Annotated in this window: 12 protein-coding genes; 4 read left to right on the forward strand and 8 right to left on the reverse strand. The window is 67.9% G+C overall.

The window, feature by feature from the left end:
• Positions 1-50 precede the first annotated feature (50 nt).
• Together J2Y49_RS23155 and J2Y49_RS23160 are read right to left on the reverse strand one after the other, a co-directional pair.
• The gene (locus J2Y49_RS23155) at positions 51-734 is read right to left on the reverse strand and encodes a 2OG-Fe(II) oxygenase (RefSeq protein ID WP_310117351.1); all 684 of its coding nucleotides are present in this window, start codon (positions 732-734) and stop codon (positions 51-53) included.
• A gap of 187 nt (positions 735-921) precedes the next feature.
• Complete coding sequence (locus J2Y49_RS23160) at positions 922-1,899, reverse strand: mitochondrial fission ELM1 family protein (RefSeq protein ID WP_310117352.1); 978 nt, start codon at positions 1,897-1,899, stop codon at positions 922-924.
• A gap of 153 nt (positions 1,900-2,052) precedes the next feature.
• Between J2Y49_RS23160 and J2Y49_RS23165 the strand changes: the two genes are divergently transcribed.
• Entirely contained in the window at positions 2,053-2,622 is a 570-nt protein-coding gene (locus J2Y49_RS23165; RefSeq protein ID WP_149228206.1) for an Lrp/AsnC family transcriptional regulator, read from the forward strand.
• A 22-nt stretch (positions 2,623-2,644) separates the two neighbouring features.
• Here J2Y49_RS23165 and chrA read toward each other — a convergent pair whose 3' ends face one another.
• Positions 2,645-3,985, reverse strand: a complete 1,341-nt coding sequence (chrA, locus tag J2Y49_RS23170) for a chromate efflux transporter (protein WP_310117353.1) — start codon at positions 3,983-3,985, stop codon at positions 2,645-2,647.
• A gap of 170 nt (positions 3,986-4,155) precedes the next feature.
• On the opposite strand from chrA, the gene J2Y49_RS23175 reads away from it, so the two are divergent.
• A complete protein-coding gene (locus J2Y49_RS23175; protein WP_310117354.1) occupies positions 4,156-5,085 on the forward strand; it encodes a dienelactone hydrolase family protein in 930 nt (309 codons plus the stop codon).
• A gap of 235 nt (positions 5,086-5,320) precedes the next feature.
• On the opposite strand, the gene greA is transcribed toward J2Y49_RS23175, so the two are convergent.
• Positions 5,321-5,794, reverse strand: coding sequence for a transcription elongation factor GreA (greA, locus tag J2Y49_RS23180; RefSeq protein ID WP_063633617.1), 474 nt, complete (start codon positions 5,792-5,794; stop codon positions 5,321-5,323).
• Positions 5,795-5,890: 96 nt separating this feature from the next.
• Positions 5,891-9,139: a carbamoyl-phosphate synthase large subunit gene (carB, locus tag J2Y49_RS23185; protein ID WP_310117355.1), complete on the reverse strand. Its 3,249-nt coding sequence runs from the start codon at positions 9,137-9,139 to the stop codon at positions 5,891-5,893.
• 262 nt (positions 9,140-9,401) lie between these two features.
• Here carB and J2Y49_RS23190 point away from each other — a divergent pair, with 262 nt between their 5' ends.
• Together J2Y49_RS23190 and J2Y49_RS23195 are read left to right on the forward strand one after the other, a co-directional pair.
• Positions 9,402-10,229, forward strand: a complete 828-nt coding sequence (locus J2Y49_RS23190) for a hypothetical protein (RefSeq protein ID WP_310117356.1) — start codon at positions 9,402-9,404, stop codon at positions 10,227-10,229.
• 12 nt (positions 10,230-10,241) lie between these two features.
• Entirely contained in the window at positions 10,242-10,613 is a 372-nt protein-coding gene (locus J2Y49_RS23195; RefSeq protein ID WP_310117357.1) for a hypothetical protein, read from the forward strand.
• Positions 10,614-10,818: 205 nt separating this feature from the next.
• Here J2Y49_RS23195 and J2Y49_RS23200 read toward each other — a convergent pair whose 3' ends face one another.
• From J2Y49_RS23200 to napA, 3 genes are read right to left on the reverse strand one after another with little or no spacing between them, the layout of a single operon-like run.
• Positions 10,819-11,436 (reverse strand): NapC/NirT family cytochrome c, encoded by a 618-nt coding sequence (locus J2Y49_RS23200; RefSeq protein ID WP_310117358.1) that lies wholly within the window; start codon positions 11,434-11,436, stop codon positions 10,819-10,821.
• Entirely contained in the window at positions 11,433-11,957 is a 525-nt protein-coding gene (locus J2Y49_RS23205; protein ID WP_310117359.1) for a nitrate reductase cytochrome c-type subunit, read from the reverse strand. The genes J2Y49_RS23200 and J2Y49_RS23205 overlap by 4 nt, the downstream gene beginning before the upstream one ends.
• 14 nt (positions 11,958-11,971) lie before the next feature.
• Positions 11,972-14,473 carry a nitrate reductase catalytic subunit NapA gene (gene napA / locus J2Y49_RS23210; RefSeq protein ID WP_310117360.1) on the reverse strand — a complete coding sequence of 834 codons (2,502 nt, stop codon included), beginning with the start codon at positions 14,471-14,473 and terminating at the stop codon, positions 11,972-11,974.
• Between the last annotated feature and the right edge of the window lie 36 nt (positions 14,474-14,509).

Genomic DNA, 14,509 nt, shown 5'->3' on the forward strand with positions numbered 1-14,509 from the left:
ACAGTGGCATTGCCCCCCAAAACCGGCGTCACTTAAACACGACGGAAGTTTTATGCAATAGGTTTGTCAGGGAAGCAGAGTTCCTGCCGCGCCCGCCATTCGGGACCGACATAGTTGACGATAATCGACTTGCGCACGCCGTCGATCGGACGTTTCTCGAACCCATGCCAGGTATTGCTTGCAGGGATGAAGATAAGGCCTTCATTGAAGGCGTAGGGCGCGCGGGCGACCACCGTCCGCGTCTCGTCCAGCACGTCGGTGCCCCAGTGCGAGCAGTTCGGGCCCTTGGACAGATAGATCAGCATCGTGAACTTCTTGACGCCGATGTCGGTGTGCGGCTCCAGCCAGAAGCCGTCGGTGTCCTGGCAATATTCGATGCGCAGGCTGGTGCCGGACAGGTCGACGCTGCAGGTGCGCTGGATCGCCTCCACCACCGGACGGCCCTGGAAAGCCTGGGCGACCGTCTCGCACACCGCGTATTTCGCCCGGTTCTCCTCGCCGAAATAGGTGCGCGACGCGTTGTTGGTCTCGCGCTTGCCATAGGTGTCGGACACCCGCGGCGGCCCCCAGGGCAGGTCGGCGATGGCGTCGGCGGCGTCCTCCGGCAGGGCTTCGGACAGCAGCCAATGCTTGTACGGCATCTCCGACAGACGGCTGCGCTCCAGGCAGCGCAGGAAGGAGGCCGAAACGGTGTCGGCGGTGGAGGTCGTGGCGAGCGTGTCGGCGGCGGTCATGGTGGCGATTGATCCGGAAGGAAGGACGGCCCCCGACCGGCCTGACGGAGGGCGGTCGGTCTGCCAGCGCTTATGGCATGGTCCGTCCCCGAACTCCGCAGGCAAAGGATCGCGCCGAAGGGGTGCGCGCATTGGTCGCGCCGCCCCATCTTGCCGCCCCATCTTGCCGCCGCACCCCGCCGGCCCCTTACGCCAGACCGTGCCGCTTCCGGTGCGCGGGCAGGCGGCGCATCACCTCCTCGGCGACGATCCGCGTCTCGTCCATCGGCTGATAGCTCCAGTGGTCGAGCGAGCCGTCGAAGGGCCGGGTGATGCCGTCCTGGTACAGGCCGTCATGGAAGGCGCGGAACTTGGGCGACCCGCCGTCCAGTTCGATCACATAGACCGGCTTGCCGGTGGAACAGGCCTCCGACGTCATCGACACGCTGTCGCAGGTCACGACCACCGCGTCGGCGAGGCCGAGATAGGCGAAATAGGGGTTTTCGCCGGTGCCGTCCCACACCTCCGCCGGCAGGCCGGACAGGCGGGCGCGCAGGATCGCCTCGTTGTCGGCGCCGGTGCGGCGCGACGGGGTGACCATCAGCCCGGCGCCATGGGTGCGCGTCAGGTTGGCCAGCCGTTCGGCCACGTCGCCCATGATGGTGGGCGTCAGGCGGTAGACGCCGTTGTCGCCGCCGATCAGCACGGCGATGCGCGGGTGCGGCAGATGGGCCAGCCGCGGGGCGAAGCGTTCGGCCGCGTCGGCCAGGATGGCCGGCGTCACCCGGTGCAGCGCACCGCGCGTCACCAGCACGTTGTCGGCGCGCAGCTTGTCGTGGCGCGGCACGACGACCAGATCGAAATGCCGCGGGTTCATCACCGGATCCTGGATCTGGACGGTGAAGGTCCGTCCGCGCGACTGGCGGCGCACCGCCAGCGAGACGGCGATGGACTGGCGGCCGGTGCCGATCAGGAGGTCGGGCCAGGGCGGCTCCACCGGATCGCCCTTGGGGCCGGCGGCGAAGCGGTTGCCGATGCGCCAGTAGGGGGTCAGCTGGCGCCAGGGGGTGCGCAGGCGGACACGCTTGATCACCGGCGTCAGGCCCAGCGCCTCGGCCAGCCCGATGCACTGGTTTTCCATGCCGGCCTTGCCGTCCGACACCACCCAGCAGGTCAAGGATTGCATTTGAACTCGGATCGTTGGGGCTGCGGAGGGGATTGCGGCGAAAAGACCGTTATCCGGGTTGCTCGCCCTTGCGGGGGTTTCGGTCTTGGCGTAGACACCATGCCCGTGTAATATCCTTTCTCCAAATCATCCCCGGAGCGACCGAGTAAAACCATGCGGCGGGTCAAACTCGACCGAATTGACCGTCGGATTCTGCGCGATCTGCAGAACGACGGCCGGATGACCAACGTGGAGCTTGCCCGACGTGCCGGCATCTCCGCTCCGCCCTGCCTGCGCCGCGTCCGCGCGCTGGAGGAGGCGGGATTCATCCGTGGCTACCACGCCGACGTCAACCCCGATGCACTGGGGTTTGGCGTCACGGTGTTCGCCCAGGTCGGCCTCAGCAGCCAGGCCGAAGCGGACCTAAAGAAATTCGAGGAGCTCGTCAACAGCTGGCCGCTCGTGCGTGAGTGCAACATGCTGGCCGGCGAATATGATTTCGTCCTGAAGATCGTGGCGGAGGACTGGGACGACTACCAGCGCTTCCTGACGACCAAGCTGACCTCGGCGCCCAACGTCGCCCATGTGAAGTCGGCCTTGTCGATCCGCACCAGCAAGCACACCCCCGGCGTTCCGATAGACGTCGATTCGCCCGACATCCCGGAAGGGACCGAGGACGACGAGGACGAGGATTTCGTCGAGGACGAGGCCGAGACGCCGCCCGCCCGCGCCACCCGGCGCTGAACGGGCAAGGCGTAACGGCCTTCTACAGGGAAGATGCGGCGAGCGCCTGGAGCAGGCCCGCCGCGGCTCCCCCCAGCACCACCCAGTGGATCGCCACGCCGCGCCGCGTCAGGGCGTAGAGCGCGCCCAGCATGATCGCCCAGGTCCAGATCATGTGTCCGGCAGACTGCCCGTCCGGCAGCAGCACCGCCATCCCCAGATAGACGCCCAGGTTCAGGATCACCCCCACCACCGCCGCGGCGATGGCGGCCAGCGCCCCCGCGGCCAGACGGTTGTGGATCAGCCGCTCCACATAGGGGGCTCCGGCGAAGATGAACAGGAAGCAGGGCAGGAAGGTGACGTAGGTCGTCAGCGCCGCCCCCAGCGTTCCCGCGACCCCCGGCGACAGCGCGCCCGGCCGGTTCCAGCCGGCGAAGAAGCCGACATACTGAGTCACGAGGATCAGCGGCCCCGGCGTCGTCTCCGCCAGCGCCAGCCCGTCGACCATCTCGCGCGGGCCGAGCCAGCCATAGGCGTCCACCGCCTGCCCGGCGATATAGGGCAGCACCGCATAGGCCCCGCCGAATGTGACGAAAGCCGCCTTGGTGAACAGCGCCGCGATGCCGCGCCAGGGATCGGTCCCGAAGACCAGCAGCACCGCCCCCACCGGCACCGCCCACAGCAGGACGAACAGCGCCGCCAGGACCAGCAGCCGGCCGGGCCTGGGCGACGGCTCCGCCGCGTCTTCCATGGCACCGCCGTCCGCCACCGGATGCGGGTGGGCGAACCAGTGGCGGCCCATCCGCGCCGCGACGCCGCCGACCACCGCCGCGGTGCCGATGACCAGCGGGAAGGGCAGGTTCAGCGCGAACAGGGCGAGGAAGGCGGCGCCGGCCATCGCCACCGCCGCCGGCCCCTTCAGCGTGCGGCGGCCCATCCGCCAGACCGCGGCGACGATGATCGCCACCACCGCCGGCTTGATGCCGTCGAACAGCGCGCCGACCAGCCCGGTGTCGCCATGGGCGGCGGCGATCCAGGACAGGGCGAGCAGGACAAGGGCGCCCGGCAGCACGAACAGTCCGCCCGCCACCAGCCCGCCGCGCACCCCGTGCAGCCGCCAGCCGATGTAGGTGGCGAGCTGCTGAGCCTCCGGCCCCGGCAGCAGCATGCAGAAGTTCAGCGCGTGCAGGAACCGCGTCTGGTCGATCCAGCGGCGGCGGTCGACCAGTTCGCTCTGCATCATCGCGATCTGCCCGGCCGGCCCGCCGAAGCTGGTCAGCCCCAGCCGCAGCCAGTAGAGGCAGAAGGCGCCGAAGGCGGGGATAGAAGCGGCGGGACCCGTGGCATCGGGTGGTGGAGCGGGCGGGGCGGGGGCATCGGTCATGGGTCCGCAGCCTAGCGCAAACAGGACCGCAAGGCAGCGTCCACCATCGGGCAGGGCTGGGTCCGGGGACAATTGCGGGGCGGCCATGGCCTTCCGCATCGCCGGGGTTTAATATTGCAACCGCGAGCGCCGCCGTCGTGGCCGGCGCCGGGTGTCGGGGACGCTGGAGAATGAAGGCTTCCGCCCGCGGTCGCGCGGCTGTGTTGGGTGCGGCGCTGTGTGCCGGTATCGGGTTGTTCGCCGCCGGGATGTCGACCGTGGCGGCACCGGCCCATGCCGCGGTCGGCGTCCACGCCGAGGAGATCGTCCGCTTTCCGTCCACCGATGGCGACCTGACCGGCGGGGCGCCGACGATGCTGACCGGGCGGCTGTTGCGTCCTTCGGGCGCCGGTCCGCACCCGGCGGTGGTCATGCTGCATGGCTGCGGCGGCCTTTATGCGCGCAACGGCCGGGTGTCGCCGCGCCATGTCTGGTGGGCGACCCACCTGCAGCGCCAGGGCTACGAGGTGCTGATGGTCGACAGCTTCGGCCCGCGCGACGTGGAGGAGGTCTGCACCACCGCGCTGAAGGACCGCACCGTCCGCGCCACGGTGGAGCGCAAGCACGACGCCTGGGGGGCGCTGGCCTTCCTGCGCAGGCGGCCGGAGGTGGACCATGGCCGCATCGGCCTGATCGGCTGGTCGCAGGGGGCGGGCACCGTGCTGGCCGCCTATGGCGCCGGGGAAGACGGGCCGGCGGGATCGGAAGCCGGTGGATTCCGCGCCGCCGTGGCCTTCTATCCCGGTTGCCGGGCGCCGCTGAGCGACGAGGACTGGCAGCCCGACGGTCCGCTGCTGCTGCTGGTCGGCGACAAGGACGACTGGACCCCGCCGCAGAACTGCATCGAACTGTCCGGGCGCGAGGGCGTGAAGGACCGGATGGAACTGGTGGTCTATCCCGACGCCTACCACGGCTTCGACGCGCCCGACGCCCCGGTGCGCAAGCGCAAGGACCTCGCCACCGCGCCCGATGGAACCGCCCATGTCGGCACGAACGAAGACGCCCGCTCGGACGCGATCCGGCGGGTAACGGAATTCTTCAGGGACAAGCTGCGGGGATGAGGGGGGGCTAAACGTCCCCTCTCCCCCCTGGGGAGAGGGTGAGGGGGACGCGTAGCGAGGATTACGTCAGAGGCAAAGGCGTAGCGCGCCGGGTGGCGTCACGCGGTGCATCCTCCTCACCCCGACCCTCTCCCCGCTTTCGGCGGACCGGAGGTCCGCCTGTCGCGTCAGCGCAAACGAAGTTTGCGCGTGAGCGGGGGGGGAGAGGGGGACTTCCGGGGGAAAGGGCCGATTATCAGCGGAACTCGACCGAAACGATCTCGTACAGCTTGGAGCCGCCGGGGGTGGAGACCTCCACGCTGTCGCCGACGGACTTGTTGATCAGGGCGCGGGCCAGCGGCGCCTGGATCGACAGCAGGCGGTTCTTGATGTCGCTCTCGTCCTGGCCGACGATCTGGTAGGTCGTCTCCTCGTCCGTGTCCTGGTCGGCCAGGGTCACGGTCGCACCGAACTTCACGGTATTGCCCGTCAGCTTGGCCGGGTCGATGACCTCGGCACGGCTGATCTTGTCCTCAAGCTCCAGCACGCGGCCTTCGATGAAGCTCTGACGTTCGCGCGCCGCGTGATACTCGGCGTTTTCCGAAAGGTCGCCATGTTCGCGGGCTTCCGCGATGGCTTTGATGACCGCCGGGCGTTCGGTGATCTTAAGGTGCTTCAATTCCTCCTGGAGGCGGTTGAAGCCCGCCGCTGTCATCGGAACTTTTTCCATGTTCGGTCCATCACCGCTTGCAGTCGTTCGACCTGTCCAAAGCGACATCAAGGACGAAGACGGCGCGGAGGAGGTCCGCCGCGCCGTCGTCCGTCCTTAATACGATCCGCTAAGGTACGACTGCAACGGAGCGACTTCAAGGCTGCCGTTCCGAAGTGCGGCAATCGCTTCCACTGCCGCGCGTGCGCCCGCCACGGTGGTGTAATACGGAATGTTGTAGGTCAGCGCGGTGCGGCGCAGGCTGAAGCTGTCGGACAGCGCCTGGGCGCCTTCCGTGGTGTTGATGACCAGATGCACGTCGCCGTTGATCATGGCGTCGACGATGTGCGGCTGGCCTTCGACCACCTTGTTGATGGTCTCCGCCGGCACGCCGGCATCGCTCAGCACCTTGGCGGTGCCCGACGTGGCGAGGATGCGGAAGCCCATGTCGTGCAGCTTCTTGGAGATCACCGCCAGCGCCGGCTTGTCGCGGTCCTTGACCGAGACGAAGACGCTGCCCTTGACCGGCAGGGTGACGCCGGCACCGAGCTGCGCCTTGGCGAAGGCCAGCGCGAAGTTGTGGTCGAGGCCCATGACCTCGCCCGTCGACTTCATCTCCGGACCCAGCACGATGTCGACGCCGGGGAAGCGGGCGAAGGGGAAGACCGCTTCCTTGACCGCGGTGTGCGGCGGCGTCGGACCGTTCAGGGTGAAGGCGCCCAGCTTCTCGCCCGCCATGACGCGCGCCGCGATCTTGGCGATGGCGGTGCCGGTGGCCTTGGCGACGAAGGGCACCGTGCGGCTGGCGCGCGGGTTGACCTCCAGGATGTAGACGGTGCCGTCCTTGACCGCGAACTGCACGTTCATCAGCCCGACCACCTTCAGCGCATGGGCGAGCGCGTCGGACTGGCGGTTGATCTCGGCGATGATGTCGGCCGGCAGCGTGTAGGGCGGCAGGGCGCAGGCGCTGTCGCCGGAATGGATGCCGGCCTCCTCGATGTGCTCCATCACGCCGGCGACATACACGTCGGTGCCGTCGCAGACGACGTCGACGTCGACCTCGATGGCGTCCTGCAGGTAGCTGTCGATCAGCACCGGGTTCTTGCCCGACACCTGCACCGCGGTGCCCATGTAGCGCTGGAGCCCGGCCATGTCGTGGACGATCTCCATCGCCCGGCCGCCCAGCACGTAGGACGGACGGATGACGACCGGGAAGCCGATGCGGCTGGCGACGGCCTCAGCCTCTTCCAGCGAACGGGCGAGGCCGTTGGCCGGCTGCTTCAGGTTCAGCTCATGCAGCAGCTTCTGGAAGCGCTCGCGGTCCTCGGCCAGATCGATGGCGTCGGGCGAGGTGCCGAGGATCGGGATGCCGGCGGCTTCCAGCGCGGCGGCGAGCTTCAGCGGGGTCTGGCCGCCGAACTGCACGATGCAGCCCAGCACGTTGCCCTTGCGCTGCTCGACCCGGACCAGCTCCACCACGTCCTCGGCCGTCAGCGGCTCGAAATACAGGCGGTCGGCGGTGTCGTAGTCGGTGGAGACGGTCTCCGGGTTGCAGTTGACCATGATGGTCTCGATGCCGGCCTCCTGCAGGGCGTAGACGGCATGGACGCAGCAATAGTCGAACTCGATGCCCTGGCCGATGCGGTTCGGACCGCCGCCGAGGATGACGACCTTGCGCTTGTCGGTCGGCTCGGACTCGCACTCCGCCTCGCCGGTCCCGTCGGTCTCGTAGGTCGAGTACATGTAGGGGGTGGCGGACGCGAATTCGGCGGCGCAGGTGTCGATGCGCTTGTAGACCGGGGTGACGCCGGCCATGCGGCGGGATGCCGCGACCGCCGCCTCGGTGGTCTTGGCCAGCTCGGCCAGACGGGCGTCGGAGAAACCCATCTGCTTCAGCTTCAGCCAGCCGGCCTTGTCAGTCGGCAGGCCGCCGTCGCGGATCGCCGCCTCGCGGTCGACGATCTCCTTGATCTGCTCAAGGAACCACGGGTCGTACTTGGAGACGGCCTGGACCTCCTCCACCGAAAAGCCGTGGCGGAAGGCCTGGGCGATGACCAGCAGGCGGTCGGGGGTGGGGGTGGCGAGCGCGCCGCGGATGGCGGTGCGGTCCGGGTTGTCCTCCCCGCCGATCTTCTGCTCGTTGAAGCCGGTCAGACCGGTCTCCATCGAGCGCAGCGCCTTCTGCACCGACTCCTGGAAGGTGCGGCCGATCGACATCGCCTCGCCCACCGACTTCATCGAGGTGGTCAGCAGCGGCTCCGAGCCCTTGAACTTCTCGAAGGTGAAGCGCGGCATCTTGGTGACGACGTAATCGATCGTCGGCTCGAAGCTCGCGGGCGTGGTGCCGGTGATGTCGTTGGTCAGCTCGTCCAGGCGGTAGCCGACGGCCAGCTTGGCGGCGATCTTGGCGATCGGGAAGCCGGTGGCCTTCGACGCCAGCGCCGAGGAGCGCGACACGCGCGGGTTCATCTCGATCACGATCAGGCGGCCGTTGGCCGGGTTGACCGCGAACTGGACGTTCGAGCCGCCGGTGTCGACGCCGATCTCGCGCAGCACCGCGATCGAGGCGTTGCGCATGATCTGGTATTCTTTGTCGGTCAGCGTCAGCGCCGGGGCGACGGTGATCGAGTCGCCGGTGTGGACGCCCATCGGATCGATGTTCTCGATGGAGCAGACGATGATGCAGTTGTCGGCGCCGTCGCGCACGACCTCCATCTCATACTCCTTCCAGCCCAGCACCGACTCCTCGATCAGCACCTCGCCGACCGGGCTGGCGCGCAGGCCGCCGCGCACGATGTCCTCGAACTCCGCCCGGTTGTAGGCGATGCCGCCGCCGGTGCCGGCCAGGGTGAAGCTGGGACGGATGATCGCCGGCAGTCCGACGAGGTCGAGCGCCTCCATCGCCTCGTCCAGCGTGCGGACCATGCGCGACTTCGGCGATTCGAGGCCCAGCTTGTCCATGGCGTCGCGGAACAGGATGCGGTCCTCGGCCTTGGCGATGACGTCGCGCTTGGCGCCGATCATCTCCACGCCCAGACGCTCCAGCGTGCCGTCGTCGGACAGCGCCATCGCCGTGTTCAGCGCGGTCTGGCCGCCCATGGTCGGCAAGAGGGCGTCGGGACGCTCCTTCTCCAGGATCTTGGCGACGACGGCCGGGGTGATCGGCTCGATGTAGGTGGCGTCGGCCAGACCGGGGTCGGTCATGATGGTGGCCGGGTTGGAGTTGACGAGGATGACCCGGTAGCCTTCCTCGCGCAGCGCCTTGCAGGCCTGGACGCCGGAATAATCGAACTCGCATGCCTGTCCGATGACGATCGGACCCGCGCCGATGATGCAGATGGATTTGATGTCGGTGCGTTTGGGCATGGGTCCGCTTCTCTGAAGTGTGGTCAGCCGAAAACCCCCCGGCGCCGGAGGACCGGAGACGGAGAGCGGGGATGGGCATGTCGTGCAAGGCCCCCTTATAGGGGGTTCCGGGCCGGGGGGGAAGGGGTGGCATGGATGTCACCCTCGCATGACTGAATCTCGGGCACGGCACCGCCACCCCATGCGGGTCTTGAACCGGGCGGGAAAGGGACGCATCAATTCCCCTTCTCCCGTTTCGCATACCCTTTGGAGATACGCCCCGATGAGCCACGCATTCGCCAAGGACAGCCGCGCCTGCGCCGCCTGCGTCTCGTGGGGGGGCGAACGCGCGCTGTCGGAGGACAACACTCTGGTGTTTGTGGCCCGCCATGGGGTGGAGGGCGAATGCCGCACCGCCAGCAGCCAGGACTACCGCCGCATCACCAAGGGCTATCACACCTGCACGGCCTGGGCGCCGCTGCCGATGCTGAAGAAACATGGCGGGCGGATCGGGCACACGGCCGCCGGGCAGGCACATGCACCGGTCACCGCCGCGGCATCCCGGCCGATGCCGCCGGTCTCCCAGCCGGTGCCGGCCGCCGCCGCCTTCGCCGACGCGCCGGTCGCCACACCGGTGCTCGACCTGCCGCCGCCGCCCTGCCGCGCCGACCCGATCGACGTGGAGCAGTCGCCGCAGGTCCGCGTGCTCTACACCCATTGGCTCCGGCTGAAGCGCAAGCGCCGCATGCCGCTGGCGGTCGAGATCGACACCGCACAGGTGCGCGAGAGCGTGCCGCGCATCGCCCTGATGGAGCCGACCGCCGACGGCAGCGATTTCATCTACAAATCCTGCGGCCGCGCGCTGCAGCGCCGGCTGGACGGCAGGCCGACGACGCGGCGGGTGACGGAGTGCCATCCCGAACAGGCGGCGCAACGCTGGCTGTCCGACCTGCGCCTTTGCCTGGAGAGCGGCGAGCCGCGCTGCCTTCTGGTGCGCGACGACCCGATGCTGCCGGGGGCGAAGTTCGTCGAGCTGCTGCTGCCGCTCGCCGATGTCGAGGGAGGTCCGGCGACGCGGGTGCTGGCCTACCGCCATGTGCCGGGCGGTTGAGGGAGGGCGGCGATGAGCGACGTTCGGAAAGAGGAGCCGAAGAGGGAAGGACCTGGGCCGGAAATCGTCGGCGTCTGGCCGGCGGCGGTGTGGATCGTCGTCGGCGCCGGGCATTACCTGAACGACCCCGACCATTTCGCCGGCTGGAAGGGGGCGCTGTATTTCGTGCTGGGGACGGGAGTGGTGGCGCTGGTCGGCGGCATCGCCAGCCTGTCGGCCCGCCGCACCGTCGCCGGCATTCAGGAACGGTTGCTGAAAGAGGTCCGCCACCGCCGCGATTGGGCGAGCTGGTGGGTAGCGATCGGGCTGCGCGTCCTGATCGGGCTGGGCGAGGCGGTGCTGGTGACGCTGCTGGCGCTGTGGACGGTGGCGATGCTGGGGTAGGTGGGCGTCGGGTTCGATTGCCCCCACCCTGACCTTCCCCCGCTGGGTGGGGGAGGGGATTGGAGTTTTGTCGGCGTTCGGCGGCAGTCCCTCCCCCGCCCAGCGGGGGAGGTTAGGAGGGGGCATTCGCCAGCCACCACGTTTCCCGTGAAACGCAAACAGCCCCGCTCCTTCCGGAGACGGGGCTGTTGCAGCAACTAGGCACTCACTTCTGGCTGGTCTTCATGGTCCAGCCCGGCTCCACCCCATGCATGTCCGGCAGGCGGTGGGCGATGCCCTTGTGGCAGTCGATGCAGGTGTTCTGGCCGGTGAACAGGTAGGTCTCGTGCATGTTCGCGGCGCGCGGGTTCTGCTTGGTGATGTCCATCGAGTCCGCGCTGTGGCAGTTGCGGCATTCCAGCGAGTTGTTGGACTTCAGCCGCGCCCATTCGTGCTCGGCCAGCTCGCGGCGCTTGTCCAGGAACTTCTCGCGGGTGTCGATGGTGCCGAAGATCTTGCCCCAGACCTCCTTCGATGCCTGCATCTTGCGGGCGATCTTGTCGGTCCATTCATGCGGGACGTGGCAGTCGGGGCAGCTGGCGCGCACACCCGACCGGTTGGTGAAGTGGATGGTCTGCTTCAGCTCCTCATAGGGATTGTCACGCATCTCGTGGCAGCTGATGCAGAAGGCCTCCTTGTTGGTCGCCTCCAGGGCGGTGTTGAAGCCGCCCCAGAAGAGGACGCCGGCGATGAAGCCGCCCAGCGTCAGGAAACCCAGGCTGAAATGGACGCTGGGGCGGGCGAACAGCCGCCACAGGCACGTAAGGGCGGATCGGATCGTCATTTCTGGCCGCCTTGGGCATGGCCCAGGACAGAGTCGAAGTCGCGGAAGCTGTTGGGAACGATGGGCTGCGCGTCGGTCTGCTGGACGTGGCACTGGGTGCAGAAGTAGCGGCGCGCCGCCACCGTGCCCAGCGTCTGGCCGTCACGGTCCTGGAAATGGGTGACCGACAGCATCGGCGCCTGCGAACCGGCCGTGTTGCGGCGGTCGTGGCAGGTCAGGCATTTGTTGATGTTCAGGTCGATCTGGTAGTCGCGGATGGCATGCGGGATCAGCGGCGGCTGGTCGGCGTAGTTGCGCACGCGCTTCTGGTCGTCGGTGATCTCGCGGTGGGTTGCCTCGACCGGGACATCCAGGGTGATCGGATGGTTGGCGGAGGGGACCTTGATCCCCCCCACGGTGCCGGTGGCGCTGGTTGCGGCAACCGGCTTGTCGGCGGCGCCAACACCGGAGGTGACGCCGATGGTCAGGGCCGGGACGCCGGCCAGAAGGGCCAGCGCGGCGATCAGGAAACGGGTCTTCATGATGCCGGCACTCCTCAGGCGTTCACGACGGGCGTGATCTTGACCGCGCATTTCTTGAAGTCGGTCTGTTTGCTGATGGGATCGGTGGCGTCGAGCGTCACCTTGTTGATCAGGACGGTGTGGTCGAAGAAGGGGACGAAGACCAGGCCGCGCGGCGGCTTGTTGCGTCCGCGCGTCTCGACCCGCACCCGCACCTCGCCGCGCCGCGACGTGATGCGCACCTCCTGCCCACGCCGGACGTTCAGGTCCTTGGCGTCGTCGGGGTGCATGAACACCACGGCGTTGGGGAAGGCCTTGCGCAGTTCCGGCACGCGGAGCGTCATCGATCCGCTGTGCCAGTGCTCGATCACGCGCCCGGTCGACAGCCAGAACGGGTAGTCGGCGTCGGGCGCTTCGGCCGGCGGCTCGTAGGGCAGGGCGAAGACATTGGCCTTGCCGTCCTTGTTGCCGTAGAAGCGCATGCCCTCGCCGGCCTTCACGTAAGGATCGGAGCCCTCGCGGTAGCGCCACTTGGTCTCCTTGCCGTCCACCACCGGCCAGCGCAGGCCGCGCTCCTGGTGGTAGAGGTCGAAGGGCGCCAGATCGTGGCCGTGGCCGCGGCCGAAGGCGGCATATTCCTCGAACAGGCCCTTCTGGACATAGAAGCCGGCATCCTTGGCCTCGTGGTTCCCATAGTTCGGGTCGAGGTCGGACAGCGGGAAGCGGTCGACCTGACCGTTGCGGAACAGCACGTCGTAGAGGCTCTTGCCGCGGTATTCCGGCTTCTTGTTCAGGAGTTCTTCCGGCCACACCTCCTCGATGCGGAAGCGCTTGGAGAACTCCATGATCTGCCACAGGTCGGACTTGGCACCGTCCGGCGCGTCGACCAGCTGGCGCCACAGCTGGGTGCGGCGTTCGGCGTTGCCGTAGCCGCCCTCCTTCTCCACCCACATGGCGGTGGGCAGGATCAGGTCGGCGGCCAGCGCCGTCACGGTGGGATAGGGATCGGAGACGACGACGAAGTTCTCCGGGTTGCGGTAGCCGGGGAAGGTCTCCTTCGCCGTGTTCGGGGCCGTCTGCATGTTGTTGTTGCACATGACCCAGTAGGCGTTGAGCTTGCCGTCCTTGAGCATGCGGTCCTGCTGGACGGCGTGGTAGCCGACCTTGTCGGGGATGGTCCCCTCCGGCAGCTTCCAGATCTCCTCGGCGTGTTTGCGGTGCTCGGGGTTCGTCACCACCATGTCGGCGGGCAGCCGGTGGGCGAAGGTGCCGACCTCGCGCGCGGTGCCGCAGGCCGACGGCTGGCCGGTCAGCGAGAAGGGACCGTTGCCGGGCTGGGAGATTTTGCCGGTCAGCAGGTGGATGTTGTAGACGAGGTTGTTGGCCCAGACGCCGCGGACATGCTGGTTGAAGCCCATGGTCCAGAAGGACACGACCTTCACCTTCGGGTCGGCATACAGCTCGGCCAGCGCCTCCAGCCGGTTCTTCGGCACGCCCGACAGCTCATGCGCCTTGTCCAGCGTGTAGGGCTCGACGAACTTGGCGAACTCGTCGAAGCTGATCGGGTCGGAGTCGTTGGCCTTGGCGGCGTTCTTCGCCTTCTGCTCCAGCGCATGCTCGGGACGCAGGCCGTAGCCGATGTCGTCGCGGCCGCGCTTGAAGTTGCAGTGCTTCTCGATGAACTCCTTGTTCACCCGGCCGGTCTTGATGATGTGGTTGGCGATGTAGTTCAGGATCGCCAGGTCGGAACCGGGGGTGAAGACCAGGCCGATGTCGGCGAGGTCGAAGCTGCGGTGCTCGAAGGTCGACAGGACGGCGACCTTGCAGTCGGGATGGCTGAGGCGGCGGTCGGTGACGCGCGTCCACAGGATGGGGTGCATCTCCGCCATGTTGGAGCCCCACAGCACGAAGGCGTCGGCCTGCTCCATGTCGTCGTAGCAGCCCATCGGCTCGTCCATGCCGAAGGTGCGCATGAAGCCGGCCACCGCCGACGCCATGCAGTGGCGGGCGTTCGGGTCCAGGTTGTTGGAGCGCAGGCCGGCCTTCATCAGCTTGGAGGCGGCATAGCCCTCGTAGATGGTCCACTGGCCGGACCCGAACATGCCGACGGCGGTCGGACCCTTCTTCTTCAGGGTCTCCTTCCACTTCTGCGCCATGATGTCGAAGGCGGCGTCCCAGCTGATCGGCGCGAATTCGCCGTCCTTGTCGTACTTGCCGTCCTTCATGCGCAGCAGCGGCTGGTTCAGCCGATCCTCGCCATACATGATCTTGGACAGGAAATAGCCCTTCACGCAGTTCAGGCCGCGGTTCACCTCGGCCTTCACGTCGCCGTGGGTGGCGACCACGCGGCCGTCCTTGACGCCGACCATCACGCCGCAGCCGGTTCCGCAGAACCGGCAGGGGGCCTTGGACCAGTTCAGCTTGGCGCCTTCGCCGGTGAGGATGTTGGCGGCCGATGCGGGCAACGAGATTCCGGCCGCCGCGGCGGCGGCAGCGGCGGCTTGCGCCTTCAGGTAATCGCGGCGGGACAGGAACATGCGATGGACTCCAGTCTTGGAGGAATTTCGTTCGGA

This window comes from Azospirillum sp. BE72 (assembly GCF_031455875.1).
In the GTDB taxonomy this organism is placed as follows: domain Bacteria; phylum Pseudomonadota; class Alphaproteobacteria; order Azospirillales; family Azospirillaceae; genus Azospirillum.